20 protein-coding genes are annotated in these 20,101 nt (G+C 38.6%); 2 read left to right on the forward strand and 18 right to left on the reverse strand.

The window, feature by feature from the left end; translation table 11 throughout:
- Positions 1-39: 39 nt before the first annotated feature.
- The 14 genes from aroC to xerC form a co-directional block, all read right to left on the reverse strand.
- A complete protein-coding gene (gene aroC, locus JNUCC76_RS06310; RefSeq protein WP_454153509.1) occupies positions 40-1,218 on the reverse strand; it encodes a chorismate synthase in 1,179 nt (392 codons plus the stop codon).
- 2 nt (positions 1,219-1,220) lie between these two features.
- On the reverse strand, positions 1,221-2,285 hold the full coding sequence (aroB, locus tag JNUCC76_RS06315; protein WP_454153511.1) for a 3-dehydroquinate synthase: 1,065 nt from the start codon (positions 2,283-2,285) through the stop codon (positions 1,221-1,223).
- Positions 2,282-3,274, reverse strand: coding sequence for a 3-deoxy-7-phosphoheptulonate synthase (gene aroF, locus JNUCC76_RS06320; RefSeq protein WP_454153513.1), 993 nt, complete (start codon positions 3,272-3,274; stop codon positions 2,282-2,284). The genes aroB and aroF overlap by 4 nt, the downstream gene beginning before the upstream one ends.
- Positions 3,275-3,278: 4 nt before the next feature.
- Positions 3,279-4,103 (reverse strand): shikimate dehydrogenase family protein, encoded by an 825-nt coding sequence (locus JNUCC76_RS06325; protein WP_454153515.1) that lies wholly within the window; start codon positions 4,101-4,103, stop codon positions 3,279-3,281.
- Complete coding sequence (gene tkt, locus JNUCC76_RS06330; RefSeq protein ID WP_454153517.1) at positions 4,100-6,022, reverse strand: transketolase; 1,923 nt, start codon at positions 6,020-6,022, stop codon at positions 4,100-4,102. The genes JNUCC76_RS06325 and tkt overlap by 4 nt, the downstream gene beginning before the upstream one ends.
- 382 nt (positions 6,023-6,404) lie before the next feature.
- On the reverse strand, positions 6,405-6,977 hold the full coding sequence (locus tag JNUCC76_RS06335; protein WP_454153519.1) for an anthranilate synthase component II: 573 nt from the start codon (positions 6,975-6,977) through the stop codon (positions 6,405-6,407).
- Positions 6,974-8,338, reverse strand: a complete 1,365-nt coding sequence (gene trpE / locus JNUCC76_RS06340; RefSeq protein ID WP_454153521.1) for an anthranilate synthase component I — start codon at positions 8,336-8,338, stop codon at positions 6,974-6,976. Before trpE ends, JNUCC76_RS06335 begins: the two co-directional genes overlap by 4 nt.
- The gene (trpA, locus tag JNUCC76_RS06345) at positions 8,325-9,101 is read right to left on the reverse strand and encodes a tryptophan synthase subunit alpha (RefSeq protein ID WP_454153523.1); all 777 of its coding nucleotides are present in this window, start codon (positions 9,099-9,101) and stop codon (positions 8,325-8,327) included. Before trpA ends, trpE begins: the two co-directional genes overlap by 14 nt.
- A complete protein-coding gene (locus tag JNUCC76_RS06350) occupies positions 9,098-9,673 on the reverse strand; it encodes a phosphoribosylanthranilate isomerase (RefSeq protein ID WP_454153525.1) in 576 nt (191 codons plus the stop codon). Before JNUCC76_RS06350 ends, trpA begins: the two co-directional genes overlap by 4 nt.
- A 3-nt stretch (positions 9,674-9,676) precedes the next feature.
- The gene (trpC, locus tag JNUCC76_RS06355; RefSeq protein WP_454153527.1) at positions 9,677-10,459 is read right to left on the reverse strand and encodes an indole-3-glycerol phosphate synthase TrpC; all 783 of its coding nucleotides are present in this window, start codon (positions 10,457-10,459) and stop codon (positions 9,677-9,679) included.
- Positions 10,456-11,481: an anthranilate phosphoribosyltransferase gene (trpD, locus tag JNUCC76_RS06360; RefSeq protein WP_454153529.1), complete on the reverse strand. Its 1,026-nt coding sequence runs from the start codon at positions 11,479-11,481 to the stop codon at positions 10,456-10,458. Before trpD ends, trpC begins: the two co-directional genes overlap by 4 nt.
- Positions 11,474-12,661 carry a tryptophan synthase subunit beta gene (trpB, locus tag JNUCC76_RS06365; RefSeq protein ID WP_454153531.1) on the reverse strand — a complete coding sequence of 396 codons (1,188 nt, stop codon included), beginning with the start codon at positions 12,659-12,661 and terminating at the stop codon, positions 11,474-11,476. The genes trpD and trpB overlap by 8 nt, the downstream gene beginning before the upstream one ends.
- Before the next feature lie 435 nt (positions 12,662-13,096).
- Positions 13,097-13,975 (reverse strand): aldose 1-epimerase family protein, encoded by an 879-nt coding sequence (locus JNUCC76_RS06370; protein WP_454153533.1) that lies wholly within the window; start codon positions 13,973-13,975, stop codon positions 13,097-13,099.
- A gap of 64 nt (positions 13,976-14,039) precedes the next feature.
- The gene (gene xerC, locus JNUCC76_RS06375) at positions 14,040-14,942 is read right to left on the reverse strand and encodes a tyrosine recombinase XerC (RefSeq protein ID WP_454153535.1); all 903 of its coding nucleotides are present in this window, start codon (positions 14,940-14,942) and stop codon (positions 14,040-14,042) included.
- A 141-nt stretch (positions 14,943-15,083) separates the two neighbouring features.
- Here xerC and JNUCC76_RS06380 point away from each other — a divergent pair, with 141 nt between their 5' ends.
- The gene (locus JNUCC76_RS06380) at positions 15,084-15,524 is read left to right on the forward strand and encodes a hypothetical protein (RefSeq protein WP_454153537.1); all 441 of its coding nucleotides are present in this window, start codon (positions 15,084-15,086) and stop codon (positions 15,522-15,524) included.
- A 34-nt stretch (positions 15,525-15,558) separates the two neighbouring features.
- On the opposite strand, the gene JNUCC76_RS06385 is transcribed toward JNUCC76_RS06380, so the two are convergent.
- The 3 genes from JNUCC76_RS06385 to JNUCC76_RS06395 all read right to left on the reverse strand — a co-directional run bounded on the left by JNUCC76_RS06385 (position 15,559) and on the right by JNUCC76_RS06395 (position 17,903).
- Positions 15,559-16,902, reverse strand: a complete 1,344-nt coding sequence (locus JNUCC76_RS06385; protein ID WP_454153539.1) for a PFL family protein — start codon at positions 16,900-16,902, stop codon at positions 15,559-15,561.
- Positions 16,903-16,955: 53 nt separating this feature from the next.
- The gene (locus JNUCC76_RS06390) at positions 16,956-17,228 is read right to left on the reverse strand and encodes an ACT domain-containing protein (RefSeq protein WP_014324802.1); all 273 of its coding nucleotides are present in this window, start codon (positions 17,226-17,228) and stop codon (positions 16,956-16,958) included.
- A gap of 231 nt (positions 17,229-17,459) precedes the next feature.
- Entirely contained in the window at positions 17,460-17,903 is a 444-nt protein-coding gene (locus tag JNUCC76_RS06395; RefSeq protein ID WP_454153541.1) for a nucleoside 2-deoxyribosyltransferase, read from the reverse strand.
- 267 nt (positions 17,904-18,170) lie between these two features.
- Between JNUCC76_RS06395 and JNUCC76_RS06400 the strand changes: the two genes are divergently transcribed.
- Complete coding sequence (locus tag JNUCC76_RS06400) at positions 18,171-18,806, forward strand: hypothetical protein (protein WP_454153543.1); 636 nt, start codon at positions 18,171-18,173, stop codon at positions 18,804-18,806.
- 27 nt (positions 18,807-18,833) lie between these two features.
- Here JNUCC76_RS06400 and JNUCC76_RS06405 read toward each other — a convergent pair whose 3' ends face one another.
- A complete protein-coding gene (locus JNUCC76_RS06405; RefSeq protein ID WP_454153545.1) occupies positions 18,834-19,991 on the reverse strand; it encodes a hydroxymethylglutaryl-CoA synthase in 1,158 nt (385 codons plus the stop codon).
- Positions 19,992-20,101 lie beyond the last annotated feature (110 nt).

The following is a 20,101-nucleotide window of genomic DNA, read 5'->3' on the forward strand; positions in this document are numbered from 1 at the left end:
TTTATCCTTTTTTGTATTATGTACATAGCCGAAGCTATATTAAAACTTTCTTATTTCTTCACGATATACTGCCACTTGCTCTTTCATACGTTCAATGTTATCTGCATCAAATTTATCCAAAACAGCTTTGGCCAATTCGATAGCGACCATTGCCTCCGCAATCACAGCAGCTGCAGTAACCGCAGTTGTGTCTGAACGTTCTATGGATGCACGGTGGTCTTCATGTGTATCGATATCAACTGACTGCATAGGACGATACAAAGTGGGAATAGGCTTAACAACACCACGAACCACAATTGCTTCTCCTGTCGTCATACCGCCTTCAAAACCACCGAGATTATCAGAACCGCGATAAAAGCCACGTTCTTCGTTCCAAAAAATTTCATCCATGACTTGATCGCCATACTTTTCTGCGTTATCAAAACCGCCACCAAATTGAACACCTTTGAAGGCATTGATACCAACAATAGCGTTGGCAATTTTAGCATCTAACTTTGTATCGGCAGATACATATGAGCCCAATCCAACAGGCATACCTGTCGCAATAACTTGAACTTGGCCTCCCACAGTATTTGCATCACGCTTTGTTTTATCAATTACTTCTTTAATAGCTTCATCAGCTTCAGCATTTAGAGCACGTGTGTCGAAACCTTCTGTCACAACCCGCAACTCTTGCAGATTCTTATACTTAGTTAACTCATTTAGGTCGGACTTAGCAGGTCCAACATTCACAACAAATCCATGAACATCAACACCTATTTCGGCCAGTAATTTTTTGGCAACAGCACCGACTGCAACACGCATTGTCGTTTCACGAGCCGAAGATCTTTCCAAAACATTGCGTAAATCTTCACGGTGACGATACTTCATCCCACCAACTAAATCAGCATGTCCTGGTCGTGGCCTCATTACCTTACGAAGTGTATTCTCTGAGGTTGCTAGTTCATTAGGCGCCATAATTTTTGACCAGTTATTATGGTCGTCATTATGAACATTCAACGTAATTGGTGACCCAAGAGTAGTTTGGTGACGAATACCTGTCAAAAAAGTAACTGTATCTGTTTCGATCTTTTGACGATCTCCTCGACCATAACCGCGTTGACGGCGAGCTAGTTGCTCATTCACATCTTCTTGGCTAATGTGTAACCCAGCAGGGATACCTTCAATAACAGCAATTTCTTCAGGGCCATGGCTTTCACCAGCAGTAACATATCTCATGTTTAATTCTCCACAAATGCCGGCATGTCGGCAATTTTTTTCTTTACAATAATTGGCTGACCTATTTTTTCAAGAGCTACTAAATTCAAAACACCATCATGATTTTTTTTATCATTGATCAAGTGGTTAAAAAAGTCAGTTGTCCCGATAAAATGCGATTGTGTTGGTAAACCAACAGCTTCCAATCGACTTAATAATTCAGTAGTTAGCCCTCTAGGCATTATACCATGTTGTTCAAATCGACTGCTAATAGCAATCATACCAATCGCCACAGCCTCCCCATGACGCAGTTCACCATGAGCTAATAGTTCAATCGCGTGACCAAAAGTATGCCCAAAATTCAGAAACTGGCGTTCTCCAGATTCCTTTTCATCAGCCATCACTACACTAGCCTTATAAGCAATCGCACGTTTTGACAATTCTTGCGCATGATGCCGTATATCCGCCACCGATTTGATTTGACCAGTAAAATCAAAAAAGTCTTGATTAGCCAATGCTGATGTTTTAACAACTTCCGCATAGCCTTCCACTAAATCACGGTCCGTCAGTGTATTCAAATAAGTAACATCTACTAAATCTAAATCCGGCTGATAAAAAGAACCAGCAATATTTTTTGTATTACCAAGATTCACAGCCGTCTTACCACCAACTGACGAATCAACTTGAGCTGTTAATGACGTCGCAATTTGAATAAAAGCAATTCCGCGCATGTATAAAGAGGCGACTACTCCACCTAAATCACCAATAACGCCACCGCCTAATGCAATAACACCATCGCCACGCGTAAATCCAGCAGTTGCCATTTTAGCAATCAATTCACCAGCCACTGACAAAGATTTTGATGACTCTCCGGCTGGAACTTCTAGCTCGAGTATATCAAATCCTGCTTCACGTAATTGCTTTGCTGTGTCCTTTAAATACAATGGCCCAACGTTGCTATCTGTTAATAGTGCAATCTTTCGTGCAGACCACACAGTCGAAATTTCTTGACCCAGACGCGTATGTAGAGTGTTGTCAATTTTCACATCATACTTTTTTGTCGCTAAATCAACTGTAATTGTGCTCATTTTATCGCCTCGCGCACCTTGTTTGCTTTCTCTGTCAATTGTTTGAATTGTGCTGGTGTCAATGCTTGGGCCCCATCAACAAAGGCATGTGACGGATCATCATGTATTTCGGTCATCAAACCTTGTGCACCAGCAGCAATTGCAGCCAAAGCAAGCGGTTCAACAAACTTTGAAACACCAGCCGCATGCGAAGCATCTGCGACAACAGGATAGTGTGTCAATGATTGTAAAACAGGAATGGCCGATACATCAAGCGTATTACGCGTGTACTTATTATCATAAGTACGAATACCGCGTTCCATCAAAATAATCTGATCATTGCCACCAGCAGCAATGTATTCAGCAGCATTAAGCAAATCATCAATGGTTGCTGACATACCACGTTTCAAAACCACTGGTTTGTTCTTCTTACCCAGAGCCTTAAGCAAAGCGAAGTTTTGCATATTACGCGTACCAACTTGGAAAATATCTGTGTAAGAATCAACCAAATCAACATCTCGTGTATCCAAAATTTCGGTTACCATGTCCATTTCCAACGCATCTGCTGCTGCACGATGGGCTTTTAATCCTTCTTCGCCGTTACCTTGAAATGAATATGGTGATGTACGTGGTTTGAAAGCCCCACCGCGCAAGATAGTTGCGCCCGCCTGCTTAACATCTTCACCCATTTCTTTAACATGTTCCGGAGATTCAATTGAATCCGGGCCGGCCATGAAAACAAAGTTGGCCCCACCAATGACACTATATTTAGTTGTAATAATTGTATCCTCTGGATGAAAGTCACGTGATGACTTGATGGCTGAATGATGATTTGTGATTGTTTCAACAATATATTGTGAAATGCTTTTCAATACATCTTCGGGTAAATTCTTTACACCAGCTAACGCAACCCTATTATTGTGAACAAACACTGGTTTAATAGGATTTTTAGTATCTAATTGCGCCGCAATTTTTTCTGCATCTTGACTTGTTCTTGCGATAATAATCATTGTTTTATTCCTCAATTGCTTTCTTCATAAGATTTCTGTCGGCTGGCTTGTCGAACCAATATTCGAAGCTTAATGCTCCTTGATTGACTAACATCGGCAAACCATTTAATGTTACTAATCCACGTTGGTTAGCAGATTTCAATAATGTAGTTTGTTGATTACGATAAATCATGTCTACCACCAAGGCGTGCTGTGGTAGTAATGCTATTTGTAAATCCGTCAAAAGCGTCCGCAAATCATTCATCCCAACGGTAGTGGCATTGATAAGCATATCAGCACGCTTTAATGCTTTGGTGAGCATCTGATTATCTGCTAAATCCTCTAGATGCCCATTCCCCTCACTAAGATAGCTAATCTCTGCTTTTCGCTCATACCAATCTTCATGAACTCTATTAAAAACAATTAACTCTCTCACGCCGTACAGTTTTGCAGTGGCAATCACTGACCTAGCTGCCCCGCCAGTACCCAGCACAATAACTGTTTCTTTGGGTTGGCGAGAATTGATACTTTGCCAAAAACCATCTCCATCTGTGTTAGTACCAATCAGACGCCCTTTGACACTTTTAACCGTATTCACCGCATGAAGTCGTTGTGATATTGGCGATAACTCGTCTAAATATTGAATAATTTCATTTTTAAACGGTGTTGAAACATTGAATCCGCCTACGTGTAGGGCTTTTAATCCAACGATGGCCTCTTCAAGTTTTTCTGGTAAAATGTCGAAAGCGTGATAGTATGCATCAATACCATATTCAGCTATCATCATGTTTTGCATTTGTGGCGAACGTGAATGTCCGGCCGGATGCGCGATTAATCCATATAAAGTCATTGTAACTCCTGTGTGATTTTATCGACGATATCTTCAGCATTAAATCCAAATTCGTCAAGAGCTATTTGTGCTGCCGCACTCATACCAAATTCATCAATACCAAATATTACGCCATCATTGCCAGCAATTCCTTGCCAACCCAATGTTGTTCCTGCCTCTATTATCACATTTTTTGTGCCCGTTTCGGGAATAATTTGTTGCTTTTTATCATCATCTAGCGCTAAGAATCGCGACAGATTTGGCATGGAAACAACGTTTGAAGGTAGTGACAGTAATTCACTCACCTTCTGTGCTATTTGGACTTCGGATCCAGTAGCAATCAAGTTAATTTTAGCCTCATCATGATGTCTTATTTGTGCCGCGCCATTTTCAAGTGATTGTTTTGCTTGGTCTGTGTTTCCTTGAACACCAATTTCGCCACGACTCAAAATTAAGATTGTTGGTCGATCAATTGATGTCAACGCCTGCTGCCAAGCGCTGGCTATCTCTTCAGCTGTTCCTGGGCGCAATACATCAACACCCGGAATCAGACGAAGCCCCATCAATTGTTCAACCGGTTGATGTGTTGGTCCGTCTTCACCAACCGTAATACTGTCATGAGTAAAAACATAAATACTTGGCACATGCTGCAAGGCACTCAAACGAATAGCTGCTTTCATATAATCCGAAAAAGCTAAGAATGTAGCGCCAAATACTTTTGTACCACCATGTAAGGCTATGCCATTCATTACCGCGCCCATGCCAAACTCACGCACACCAAACGCAATATTTCTACCCGATCGATCATCGGCGTTGAACAATGGTGAAGCCGCCACTTCAGCATTAGTAGATGCTACCAAATCAGCTGATCCACCCCATAATTGTGGTAATTGTGTTGCAAAGTCTTGCAACACATATTTAGATATTTTTCGTCCTGCTTGTGCTTTCAAATCGGTCGGCAACTCGGGGATGGTCACCGTGTTTTTAGTTGAGAATTGCAGATAATCGGTTAATTCGTCATTCAAAGGTTGTTTTTGATGCAAAAGTCTATTCGAAATTTTAGCACGCATGTCTTCAAGCAAATTACTTGGTAATTCAAAATTTTGTATATCAACATCAAGCGCTGATGAAAGATCTTGCAATTGTTGACTATCTAGTGGTGTGCCATGGGCCTTATTAGTGCCAGCGAATGGTCCAAAATCACCAATAATTGTTTTCACAGCAATCAACGTGGGCTCAGGAGACATTTTAGCATTTTCAATTGCATCGTGAATGGCTTCTAAATCATTACCATCTACCACCTCACGTATATCCCAACCATAACTGGCAAAGCGCGCTAGATTATTTGATATATCTGACCTTTTCTTCAAACCATCAAGACTGACATCATTATCATCATAAAGAACAATCAACTTACCGAGTTTTTGTTGACCGGCGAGTGACGCTACTTCATGGCTCACCCCCTCCATTAAATCTCCATCACCAACTAGCGCAAACGTAAAATGGTCAATCACTGAGGAAAATTGGTTATTGAGCTTTGCTTCAGCCATTGCCATACCAACAGCCATACCTAATCCTTGCCCAAGTGGTCCAGTTGTTGCTTCAACACCAGGTGTCACGCCAACTTCTGGATGTCCAGGCGTTTTTGAGTGTGGTTGTCGAAATTCGGATAAGTCTTGGGCTGACAGGCCAAACCCAGCTGCATGTAACGTTGCATACAGTAACGCAGCACCGTGGCCCGCAGACAAAACGAAGCGATCACGATTAATCATATTAGGATTCTCGGGATCCACGTTTAGTTGATTTGCATACAACTCATACAAAATTGGTGCTGCACCCAAGGCAATGCCAGGATGTCCAGAACCAGCTTTGCTAATCATTTGATTAGACAGCAACCTCAACGACTGAATTGTTTCTGTTGATAATGATGATGTTTTCATGAGATTCTCCTTAAATAAAAATCGTACTAAGTGAGTAAACACCTAGTACGATTTAACAGAAAATTACACTCCTGAAAAAATAAAAGCCACTAGGTGTTTAATATCAACACTTAGTGACTCAACCTTGAAAAACTTCTGGTCGCTAAGTGCGTCGTAACCGACGCACTTATAATGCGACGGCTCTACATAAACCAGAAGTAGTAATAACTATTATTTTTCAAGACTTTGCTGTTCATAATTTTTCTCATTCTTATTTGATGTAATTAACTATACATTCATTTATTATAAATGTCAACAGTTTATTAAAATAAACTTCATTACATCATTAATTCCTCATGAAAAAAACTTTTACTCTTGTATTTAAGTTTAATTATTATAGTGTTTATTTTACTTTTGCAGTTAAAGTTATAAATTTTTCAATCATTTTTGATCCTGTCGGTGTTCCAATAGATTCAGGATGAAATTGAAAGCCAAACAGTGGTAAACTTTTATGTTGCATAGCCATTATCTCATCATCATCTTGTGCAATACCGATTACTTCGAAATCTCTTGGAAAATTTTCTTTATCAAGAATGAGTGAATGATAACGCATAATCTCGACTACTCCAGTACTCAGTAACGTCGATGTGTCTGTTGCCAACATATCAGAAACCTTACCATGACGAATAACAGCTGCCTGTTTCACACGTCCACCAAAAACTTCACCAATGGCTTGGTGCCCTAAACAGATGCCCAACATCGGCTTGCTGTTGGCATAATGCCGAATCATGTTTTCCATTTCTCCTGCTTGCTCAGGTTTCCCTGGACCAGGCGAAAAAATAATCCCGTCAGCTTTATCAGCAGTCTCATAGAGTTTCTGATCATCGTTTCTTAAAATCACTAAATCAGTCTTTGTGCCTACAATTTGTGCTAGATTATAAGTAAAAGAATCATAATTATCCACAATTAAAATCATACATCCCCTCCAACTCGCAACAAAGCTTTAGCCTTGTTAAGCGTCTCTTGGTATTCATTTTCTGCAATAGAGTCATAGACAATACCAGCACCCGCTTGTACATATCCTTTATTACTTTTAACAACCATCGTTCGAATTGCAATGGCAAAATCCATCTGATTATCGCGAGATAGATAACCAATTGCACCAGCATAAACACCTCTTTTAACTGGTTCCATTTCGTAAATACGTTGCAGAGCACGGACCTTGGGCGCCCCAGAAACAGTTCCAGCTGGTAATGTAGCTTTCAAGGCTTCAATAGCAGGTGTGTGTGCCCTTAATTTTCCACTAACTTCAGAAACCAAATGCATAATATAACGGTATTTTTGAACTTCAAGCAAAGTTGTTACCTTGACACTGCCATATTCAGAAACTTTACCAAGATCATTCCGTCCAAGATCGACTAACATACGGTGTTCTGCTAGTTCTTTTCCATTTGTTTTCAATTCTTTAGCAATGGCAACGTCTTCTGTTAATGTTTGCCCCCGTTTACGCGTTCCCGCAATTGGATTAGTAGTTACTGTCTCTCCTCTTACCGTCACCAGGCTTTCTGGGGATGAACCAATAATTTGATAATCGCCGTAATCCATATAGTACATATATGGCGAAGGATTCGTCCGACGAAGTTGCCGATAAAAATCAAACGACTTATCTTCAAAATCAAAACTAAAACGTTGCGACGGAACCATTTGAAACATATCGCCTTCTTGAATTAATTCCTTCGTATGATTAACAATTTTTTTAAACTGCTCGGGCGTCACATTTGATTTTGGATTTAATTCATGTAGTTTTACCGGAACGAGTTCATCAGCCACGGGTAATTTCAACTTATTTTCGATTGCAATAACGACGTGTTCTAAGTTCTGACGTCCCGAGTAAACATTATCCACGACAATTTTTATTTTTTCTTGACGATGGTCGAAAATAACAAAAGTTTCATACAAAAACAAATGGCTGTCAGGCATATCCAACTCATCTTTAGGTTGGTTTTCTAGTTTTTCATAGCAAGCAACCGTGTCAAACCCTACATATCCGATGGCACCCCCCTGAAAAGGCAACTCCTCCACGGGCTGTTCTTGCACAACTACTAAATTTTGCAACGCCAGCAGGGGGTCATTACTTTCACTAGTCTGACCATCAATAGTCACCAACATACCATTGGTCTTAAATTCATGGACAGGATCAAGTGCGATAATTGAATAACGTGACTTTTCACTATCTGTAGGTACTGATTCTAATAAAAAGCTGTGTTCTCCGCGTAACCGAAAATAAGCACTGATTACTGTTAAGGTATCCGCGTCAATTGTTTTAATTTGTCGCATGACGCGCTCCTTTCATGTTTTTAATAAAATCTGTCAAATAAGATGTAGCATCCTCTGGGTGATCTTTAATAATTTTGACAAGTGCTGAACCAACAATAATCGCATCAGCCGATTCAAATTGTTTTGCTTGATCATATGTCGTGATGCCAAAACCAACTGCAACTGGCAAATCTGTTAGCCGCTTAATTTTAGTGACAATTTCATCAGCTTCGTTTGACAATTCACTTCTAGATCCTGTTATGCCTAAGGAACTTACTACATAGATAAACCCGGAAGCACGTTCAACAATTTTCGGCAAACGATTTCCTGATTGTAGTGTTACGAGTTGAATAAAGTCGCGATCATACTGATGGACAAGTTCCAAAAATTCATCTTGTTCTTCCATGGGCATGTCAGGCATAATAACACCCTGAATATCTAACGACTGCATTTTAATAAGAAACTTTTCGTATCCATATTTAAATACTGGATTTGTATACGTTAGAAAAACCAAAGGCACATCCGTGTGTTTGCGAACTTCAGCAACTAAATTAAACACATCGTCTGTTGTTGAACCGTTTTCGAGAACCTGTTGATCAGCACCCATGATAGTGGGACCGTCAGCACTTGGATCACTAAAAGCAATGCCAATCTCAATAAGATCCGCACCAGCCTCAGCCATATCAACAATATATTTTGCACTCTTTTCAAAATCAGGATATCCTGCTACCGCGAAACCAATAAAAGCATTTTTATTTTCTAATGCCTGCGAAATTCTAGTCATTTATTACTCCTTGCTATGCGAACCACTTCGCGCATCTTTTCTAAGTTTTTTATACCGTTACATTCTGTTCCTGAACTAATATCAACAACCTTTGGTTTCAATAAAAAGATTGCCTGTTGTAAATTATCGGGGGTCAGCCCTCCTGCCAAGAAATCCAATGACTCTAGTGGCCGGAATTTTTTCCAATCAAATGTTTTACCGGTACCTGCTCCTGCGTCAATCATTCGGCGCACAGCTTGTGTTTTATACTGATGGTCAGGCTTCATGACCTTAATAACTGGTAATCCTGCTTTTTGTATTTTACTAATTTCCTGTTCAGACTCATTACCATGTAATTGAACCATTTGAACAATCTCTCTATACTTCAAAATTTCATCTGCATCTTGATTTAAGAAAACACCAACTAATGGAATCTTTTTATCTAATTGCGAACGCATTTTTTGAGCAAGGGCAAGAGACACCGAGCGTCGTTTGTTAGGAGCCAAGATAATACCAGCTAAATCAGGTCGAACATCATTCAAGTATTCTATATCTTGTAAACGAAAATTTCCACATAACTTAAGTAGCGTCATCTTTTACCCCCGTAACTGTTGTATGATCGCTAATTTATCTGTAGCCTTCATAAACGTCTCACCAACTAAAATACCGTCCACGCCAATTTGTTCAAGAATAACAACATCTGAGCGATCTTTTATACCAGATTCTGAAATAAATAAAATTTCTGGTGGAACTAATTGTCGTAAACGTTTGGTGTTATCAAAATTGACCGTGAAGTCTTTCAAATTACGATTATTCACACCAATAATTCGTGCATTTACCTTCACTGCTCGGAGAATCTCTTCTTCATTGTGCGCTTCCACAATTGCTGACAATCCTAATTCGTTCGCTAAAGATAGATACTCTTTTAATTGTTCGTCTGTTAAAATAGCAACAATTAATAAAATGATTTGTGCGCCAGCTACTTTAGCCTCGTAAATCATATATGGATCAATTGTAAAATCTTTGCGTAATATAGGGGTAGTAGAATTTGCTGCAACTGTTTTTAAAATATCAAGAGATCCCTTGAAATAACGCTCTTCTGTCAAAACGCTTATCGCATCAACACCTGCCACCTCATAGTCTTTCGCGATTTCTTGATAATCAAACTCTGATGAAGGTACAATTTGCCCTTTTGATGGGGATGCTTGTTTGATTTCGGCAATAACCGATATTTTTTGTTTAGCTAAGCTCTTTTCGAAAGGAAACTCTCTTGAAACTGTGATGTGTGCTGCTTCTTTTTGTAAGTCATGCAGCGATTTTTGAGCTTGACGCGCCAACATATTTTGACGTGTTACTGCTACTAGATCATCTAATATCATGCCGTCACCGCCCTAGAAGATGCTCGCAACGACTCCAGTTGCCCTAAGGCAGTTCCATTAAGTAAGGTTTCTCTAGCTAGCTGAATAGCAGCATCAATGGATTGCGCTTTTTTTGCAATGAACAATGCTAGCGCAGCATTTAAAATTGCAGTATCTGCCATAGGACCAGTGATTTTTCCTGCCAAAATATGCTCTGTTATTTTAGCGTTTTCAATTGGTGTACCCCCTTGTAAGGATTCAATAGAAACAAATTCAAATCCATAATCCTGTGGGTCGAAAGTGGCCTCTCTAATATGACCATCCGATAATATAGCCAAATCAGTTTTAGTTGTTAATGTCACTTCATCTAAACCATCTTGTCCATGGACCAATATAGCTTCTTGAACACCTAACTCAGACAGTACATTTGCTAGTGGTACTAGCAACTCTTTTGTGTAAACCCCCACCAACATTGTACGTGGCCGTGTTGGATTCGTTAATGGCCCAAGGATATTAAAAATTGTACGAAATCCCAGGCTCTTACGAATTGATCCAACATACTTCATTGCCGGATAGAACGAACGTGCAAATAAAAATGTTTGGCCAGTATTTGTTAAAACATCAGTCGCTTGTTCTGGTGTTAAATCAATGGTAACCCCCAGTGCTTCCAATGCATCTGCCGTACCTGATTTAGAACTAGCAGCACGATTTCCATGCTTGACAACAGGCACTCCTGCTCCAGCAACAATGAAACTAGCCGTTGTCGAAATATTGAATGTACCGGACAAATCACCACCAGTTCCGACAATGTCTATTGCCTCAAATTCTGATGGAATTGTTTTTGCATGTTCAATCATGGCCCGTGCCGAGCCAACTATTTCCGAAACAGTTTCTTTTTTTGCAGCCAATCCCATTAAATAAGCTGCAATTTCTGGGTCAGACACTTTGCCGTCCATGATATCGTTCATTACTTTCTGAGCCATAACATCTGTCAAATTTTTTTGCACGAGCAAAGTTTTGAGTGCTTCTTGAATATTACTCATGAATATCAACTCCTTTATAACGAGCTATCGCAGCAACATCTTTGTCACCTCGGCCACTCAGATTAACCATTATTTGCTGATCTTTTCTCATTTTTGGTGCTAATTTCATTGCATAGGCAACTGCGTGTGCGCTTTCAATTGCAGCAATTACACCCTCAGTTTTTGCAATGTATTCAAATGCATCAACTGCTTCATCATCTGTAATCGGTACATAAGTTGCTCGGTGAATATCCTTTAGATAAACATGCTCCGGTCCAATACCAGGATAGTCCAATCCTGCAGAAATACTGTAAACAGGATCAATTTGCCCATCGGCTGATTGTAAAAATTGGGATTTCATACCATGAAAAACACCTGTTGAACCTAGTGCCATGGTTGCAGCTGTTTGATCAGTTTTTATGCCTTTTCCAGCGGCTTCAACGCCAATCAATTCCACTTCTGCGTCATCAATGAACTTAGCGAAAGCACCAATTGCATTCGATCCACCACCAACGGCAGCAATTACAGCGTCTGGTAGTTTCCCAGTCATTTCTAAGAATTGCCTTCTGGCTTCCTCACTTATAACCGATTGGAAATATTTAACCATTTCTGGGAAAGGATATGGACCAACCGCTGAACCAAGTACATAGAAAGTATCGTCAATTCTTTTTGTCCAATCTTGAAATGTTGCGTTCACTGCATCTTTTAAGACTTGCGTTCCTGTTGTCACCGCATGGACTTTAGCCCCTAGTAACTCCATACGATAAACGTTCAACGCTTGTCGCTCTGTATCCTCCTTGCCCATAAAAATTTCTGCTTCCATACCAAACAATGCTGCTGCCGTAGCTGTTGCCACACCATGTTGTCCAGCACCTGTTTCAGCAATTAAACGTGTTTTACCCATTTTTTTGGCAATTAATGCTTGCCCTAAAACATTGTTAATTTTATGAGCTCCTGTGTGATTTAAATCTTCTCTTTTTAGGTAAATTTGCGCACCACCTAAGTCTTCAGACATATTTTTTGCATAATACAACATAGATGGCCGGTTCGCATAATTGTCGAATAAATCTTTCAATTCACTTTTAAAAGCTGGATCCTCTTTATATTTATTAAATGCCTCTGTGACCTCATTAATTGCTGGCATTAGCAATTCTGGAACAAATTGTCCCCCATATTCTCCGTAATAACCCTTTTTTGTCATCTTATTCCTCTTTCTTTAAGCAAACAAAAACCGTCCTGAAAAATTTGCTTTTGCAAAAATTTCAGGACGGTTTTTCCGCGGTGCCACCTGATTTCGTTTAAATCAAATGGTAACCAAAAAAGCCCACTCGAGTTAAAACGCGTCTCAACAGTTATCTAACAATAACCTGATCACTTACGTGGATCTTACGTTTGGCAGTACTTGAGATTGCTCTCGTTCAACCAACCCTCAACGGTCCATTTGCCATGCTGCGTTCGGCCCTACTTCCAGTAACAAGGGCTCCCTGTACGTGCACACATGGTTTGATCTCCGTCTCATCAGTTTATGACGTTTTTAAATTATTATTAGTTTAAAACATTATGATAAATAATGCAACCTTTTAATACAAATTCTAATAAAAAGACCATCGATACTAATATATCAATGGATTTTTTATTAGAAGAACTGTAGGCTATAGGTGCCACTAAATGTGTCACCAGCAGCTAAAACATTCGAACCAAATTTCTCTTTAAAGTTACCTGTTGCATCTACCGTGTCAGCCAGACCCCACCATGGTTCAAGCGCAATAAATGGTGCTTGCTTGCCAGCAGGTGTCCAAACGCCGATAAATTGTGCATTGTCTAATGTCATACGCAATCCATGTTGATTAGCCAAACGAGCCAATAAAAATGACGTTTTTTGTCGATTTAGTTTCAGAATAATAGCATCATCATGGTAGTCTTCCTGACGCAGACGTAGCGGAATACTAGCATTAAATGGCGTAGGATGGTTTGGATTAGAATATGGTCCAACTAGACGCACACGATCATATATTTTTTCAGGTTCAATTGACAGATAATAGTCCGAAAACTTTCCTCCATCAAGTGGCAAATTAAAGGCCGGATGTCCACCCACACTAAAAAATAGGGTTTCTTCTTTATCGAGATTATGCACGATATAAGCAATATGTAGTGTGTCATCCTCTGTTAATTCATAACTGATATCTAATTGAAACTTAAAAGGATATACACGATGCGTTGACTCAGAGTCAACAATACGGAAAACAGCCTTATTGTCACTTTGTTCAACGACATCAAATAACATATTACGTGCAAAACCATGTTGGTTCATGTAATACGTCTCACCCGCAACTCTAAATTGGTCGCCACGCAATCGGCCCACAATAGGAAACAGATTTGAAGCATGTCGTCCCCAATATTTAGGATCCGCAGTCCATATATATTCTAATTCAGCATCTTTATGCCAGACACTTGTTAATTCAGCGCCTTCTGGATTAATTTTCACAATGAGGTGTTTATTTTCTAGCGTTATCATAACTTTTATTTTACTATCTTTTCTTAGATTTGTGAAGCGCTTGATAAACTATTTTTGTAACCGGTTACTTATTGGCTCGTGGAAAGAAATTTTGATAATTCTTTTGTAAACTTTCTCGCGTTACATGAGTATACATTTGTGTCGTTGACAAATTAACATGACCCAACAATTCTTGAACCGTTCTCATATCTGCACCTCTATTAATCAAGTGTGTCGCAAAAGTATGACGCAACATATGTGGATGAATTTTACCAGTTAATGCAGAACGTTGCATTAACTGGTTTAGAATGTAGGTAATGCCGGCTGGTGTAATTGGTTCACCACGGTGATTTACAAATACATATTCATGTTCTTGACTTACTGTTAAGGATGCACGCAAATCTGTAATGTATTCTTTCATAATATTTTCTGCAAAATGCCCAAAAGGAACATAACGATCCTTATTCCCCTTACCATGAATAAGCACTAGGCGCTGTGAAAAATCCAACTGAGATAACGTCAATCCAGCAATTTCAGCTACTCTTATTCCAGTAGCATATAAAAATTCAAGTAGTGCTGCATTACGTTCCCACAAATGATTTTCATGATTATAAGCCACATCAAAGAGTTCATGCAGTTCATCTTCGTAAAAAAAATCTGGTAACTGATTCTGATGTTTTTTTAATGAAATACTATCAAATGGATTATCAATGGCAAACTGATTAGTAATTAAAAATTGATAAAACATTCGCAAGCTGCTAATCTTTCTAGAGATAGTTGTACGAGCCAACTTTTTTTCGTATAGATCATTCAAATAGACACGAACATCTAAAGTTTGAACCTCTCCAAATTTTGTAAATCCGCCATTTTCATGCAAATAATTCTTAAATTCAGCAATATCTGTTAAATAAGCTTTTAAGGTTTGCGGTGAATATTGGCGTTCTGATTCTAAATAATCATGATAAAGTTGTTCTTCACGTGTTGTCATATTTTCATTATACTATCTATTGAAAAGATTAAGAACAATTAAATTTGTTTGCAATCATATAAACTCACCCAAATTTGTCTTAAGATGTCGTATAGTAAAGTTAGGATTTAACAATTAACGTTGAAGATATGGAGATTAAATATGAAAGTACCAATATATAGCCCCATAGAGCAATTACGTGAGCGCGTAATGAAGTTACAAAATAAGACATTGGTTAATATTGCTAATTTCCGAAAAAATGTCTTAAAAAATCGAGATGACCGACGCAAACGAATAGCTAAGTTATCAAAAACACGTGAAATTTCTATTGTTCCTTATGAATCAACAGCCAGAGCTGTTGATACTAATAGTTTTGCCTATGCCTTGGAAGCCTCAATTACGGAAAGCGCTGCACCGCAAAAAAAACATTTTGGCATTTCAAATTATATTAAAAACTTTCTCTATCACCCACTTCGTGTTTTATCTACTGTCATTATTCTGATTCTATTAGTTTATATTGCGATTATGTTTTCTAAAGCAATTTCCACAAACCAAAATCCAATTACCGAAACACGAACACAACAATCAAAAAATACAAAATAAAAAAGTTGCGATGATTTTTATCGCAACTTTTTTATTAGTTTTTAAATGAATGAATCGGTGCTGGAATGTGTCCGCCACGGTTGATAAAGTCTGCACTTGACTTTTCTACAACTGGCATAACTGGAGCAGTACCTAACAACCCTCCATAATCGACCATATCACCAACCTTTGTGCCCAAAGTTGGTAAAATACGGACAGCCGTTGTTTTATTATTTTGTACACCAATAGCAGCTTCGTCAGCGATCATTGCACTAATTGTCGTTGCACTAGTATCCCCTGGAATGGCAATCATATCCAATCCAACCGAACACACAGCAGTCATTGCTTCAAGCTTTGATAACGTCAATGTACCTTCTTTTGCTGCATCAATCATACCAGCGTCCTCTGAAACTGGAATAAACGCACCGGATAGGCCGCCAACACGTTGCGAAGCCATAACACCACCCTTTTTAACAGCGTCATTCAGTAGCATTAGTGCAGCCGTAGTTCCGTGAGTACCCACTTGTTCAAGACCAATTTCTTCAAGCACTTCAGCTACAGAATCACCTCGTGCAGGTGTGGGCGCCAAACTCAAATCGACAATGCCAAATTCAACTCCAAGTCGTTCAGCAGCTAATGCACCAACCATCTGTCCAACACGTGTAATTTTGAAAGCTGTCTTTTTGACAGTTTCAGCAACTACCTGAATAGATTCGCCTTTTACCTTTTCCAGTGCACGTTTTACAACACCAGGTCCAGAAACACCAACGTTAATCACAACATCGGCTTCACTGACACCGTGAAAAGCACCAGCCATGAAAGGATTATCTTCGACAGCATTTGCAAAAATAACTAGCTTAGCATTAGCTGTATCAGATTTTTCAGAAATTCCTTTAACAGTTTCACCCATCAATTTAATTGCATCAAGGTTTATACCCGCTTTAGTTGAACCAATATTAACACTCGACATCACTAAATCGGTTTCTGTAAGCGCACGAGGTAACGATTTAATTAATGCCAAGTCTCCATTGGCAAAACCTTTTTGGACCAATGCTGAATAACCACCAATGAAATCCACACCCACCGTTTTAGCCGCATCATCCAAGGCATGTGCGTAATAGAGCATATCATCGGGTGTTGCGTGACCTGCAATCAACGCAATTGGCGTTACACTGATACGTTTGTTTGTAATTGGAATACCGTATTCACGTTCAATTTGCTCAGCAACTTTTATCAAGTCCTTGGCATATGTTGTAACTTTCTTATATATATTTTTTGCAGTTTGTTGGGGATCACCTGCGACTGTGTCGAGCAACGAAATACCCATCGTAACTGTGCGGATATCAAGATGTTCTTCCTCGACCATGTTAATTGTTTCTTGTATTTGCTTTGTTTCCATGACTTCTCCAGATGATTCAATTCGTAAGTTTTGTATTAGGTTAATTACAAATATTAAACTCTACTCATCGCATCAAATATTTCTTCACGTTGTGTATGAATGGTAACGCCTAAATCAGTCCCTAACTTATTCAAATCATCTTGCAACACGTTGAATTGCCCTTCTAATTCTTCTAAATTAATTAACATACTCATCGTGAAAATATCACTCATAATCGTTTGAGAAACATCTAAAATGTTGATGTTGTGATCCGCTAATGTGTTAGCCACCCCAGCAATAATTCCCGGCTTATCTTTGCCAACAACTGTTACAACTGCTTTACTCATAGTCATACAAATTCTCCATTAAAATTTACTTACAATATTATACCAGATTATACAGCAAACTATTTTGCAAAAACGAATAATTAATAGTACAAAACTTTTTTTATTCGTTTTATCATCTGATCATTATACGGTTAAATCACCAGTTAAAACGATTAACAAAAAATATAAGCGCCAGTGATTACCTGTTTTTTGTTTTGTTTGGCAGACACATATCAAGCCCACTCTTAAAAATTAAAAGATTTCACCACTAAATTCAATCTTTGGCGTAGCATCAAAGTCGTAAGTCTCCAAATCTGAAATATCCGTGATATAAGCCGTTAACGGCATTCCCATCATTAGATTTACCGCACCAGCTTTTTCTTTAACAACAATAACCGGAATGTTTTTCGCTACTGCATAGCCAAACTCCCAAGCAGTTCCAGGATCTACTTCCTGCCCCACATAATCAATAACCGCTACCATAACGTCAGCTTGGTTAATTGCCTCAATATCGCCGTTGTAGGTTGCAACACGCCACTCCGGACCAAACATTTCAAATTCTTCGTGTTGGTGTTCGCGTGGTGAAAAAACTGAATTTAATGTCTTATTGACTGCTAAAGCTTTTTCAACACGTTCAACACGCTCAATTTGCTCTTTATCGAAGAATGGACTCGCAAGGTAAACATTTTTTGACATTTTTAACTCCAATATTATTTAATGCTATTAGTATAACACACCTTCTGGTGAGATTAATCGACCCGAAGACATAAAGACTTCTAAATGAATGCTGTTTCGCAAAACAAATATACAAATGACTTCTTAGTAGTTCTTTTATACTTGAAACAGACAATAATTTTAGATATAATAATGGTGCAAGCGCTTAACTATAATGGTGATGCCGTGCCGGGACACGCTTCATCGGTTAAGTGCTTTTTCTTTTTCAAAATAAAGGGGGCTAAGAAAATGATATTCTTGTTTATCATTTTATTTTTATTAAGTATACTGTTTGTAAGTTTTACGATACAAAATAAGCAGAGATATGGGACATTTCTAGTACCACTTATATTCTCCATATTGTGTGTTGGTGGTACAATCTTTTCTGGTTCTCAATTACCGGCAGCAATACAAAAGATACAAAAAAATAATGACGCACAGGCAAATTCAAACAACCTAATCAAGTCACAACAAGCTCATTCACAATCAAATTTGGAAAATGGCAGTACGACTGTAATATCCGATGCCACAACGAAACAACAGCAAGAACAACTCAAATTAAAAGAACAAGAGCTTACTCAGAAACTAGACACAGCATATAGCAAAATTGGTGACGTTACTTTTAATACCGATACCAAAACTTTCCAGCTTAAATTATACACTGATTCTGATTTATCAAAGTCGGTTGCTCAAATAGAGACCGACCCAAGTTTAGCAGAAGAAGCGCACTGGTCGAATTTCACTGATTCACTTTTAGAAACTTCGAAGAATATCAAAAAATCTTTTAAAACTGGATACACTTTTGAACTGATGGGTGTCAATGATAATAACAAAGTCTTGTTTGCGGCAAAAGATGGTACTGAAATCAGCTCTATCACGAAATGAAGAGATGCATACGCATCTCTTCATTTTTTATTTATATCGTCTTTCACCACTCTGCCAACCTAAAAACTGAAAATGATCTGCGTCAGGATGATCAGATGAAACGTTCTCATGTGAATCAAGAAGCTGTGAATTAAATATTTGTTCATACTGATCTACAGATACTTTTTTTCGATCAGCTAATTCTTTTTTGGTTTCATTTGCTGGTACATACTTAAAGAAATTTTCTTGTAACGTTATAGAGTACAGTTCAGCCTCAGCACCTGAACCATAACTAAATATGGCCAACTGCTCTCCTGAAACCAAGTCTTGTGCGTAACTCAATAATGATAACAAGCTTAAATACACAGATCCAGTGTATAAATTTCCTACTTCTCGACTAAACTTTTGACTTGCCTTTAGATTTTTTAATAAACGTTCCTGCTGTAACTTATCAGCCTCATCTATAATTTGATCGAAAGCTTTTTTACCCATTTTTGTATATGGTAGATGAAAAGTAAAACCTGCAAAATCAGCAATTGCCCGACCAGATTGCTTCTTATAACGTTGCCATAGTGTCAAAAACATTTCTTTATAAATGTCTGTTGATAAATGGCCATCTACTATGGCTTCCGTTCTATCGATAGGACGCCAAAAATCTGCGACATTTCGGCTCATATAAACTGAATCAGAATTAATTGTTGCAATGTGTGGGCTTTCTGAAACAATCATGGCAACAGCCCCACCACCTTGAGTCACTTCACCAGGTGTATTTAATCCGTATCTTGCAATATCAGATGCGATAACTAAAACCCTTTTACCAGAATGGTTTGCAACGTAATCGCGAGCCTGCATTAATCCGAATGTTCCCGCATAGCATGCTTGTTTAATCTCAATTGTTCGCGAAAATTCAGACAAATTAAGCAACTTTTGAATATATAATGCGCTTGACTTTGAATTATCGATACCAGATTCAGTAGCAAAAATAATCAAATCAATCTGCTGACGATCATCATTATCAATAATTTTTGCAGCCGCGTTAGCACCCATTGTTACGACATCTTCATAATTCGGTATCACAGATTGTTTATCTTGACCAATACCGATAGTATATTTATTCGGATCTACCCCACGTCGCTGAGCTAATTCTACCAAATCCAATACATATTCAGATGTGTAAAATGATAATTTATCAATTCCAATTACCATTCTTTTTCCCTCCTGTTTTATTATGGTTAAATAGCAAAAAAGAATTAATAAGCCGACTCTCAAAATTCACAATATGTTACAGATTATGGTTTTTTGCGCCAGCTCATTAA

It is taken from the genome of Leuconostoc sp. JNUCC 76 (genome assembly GCF_053667755.1).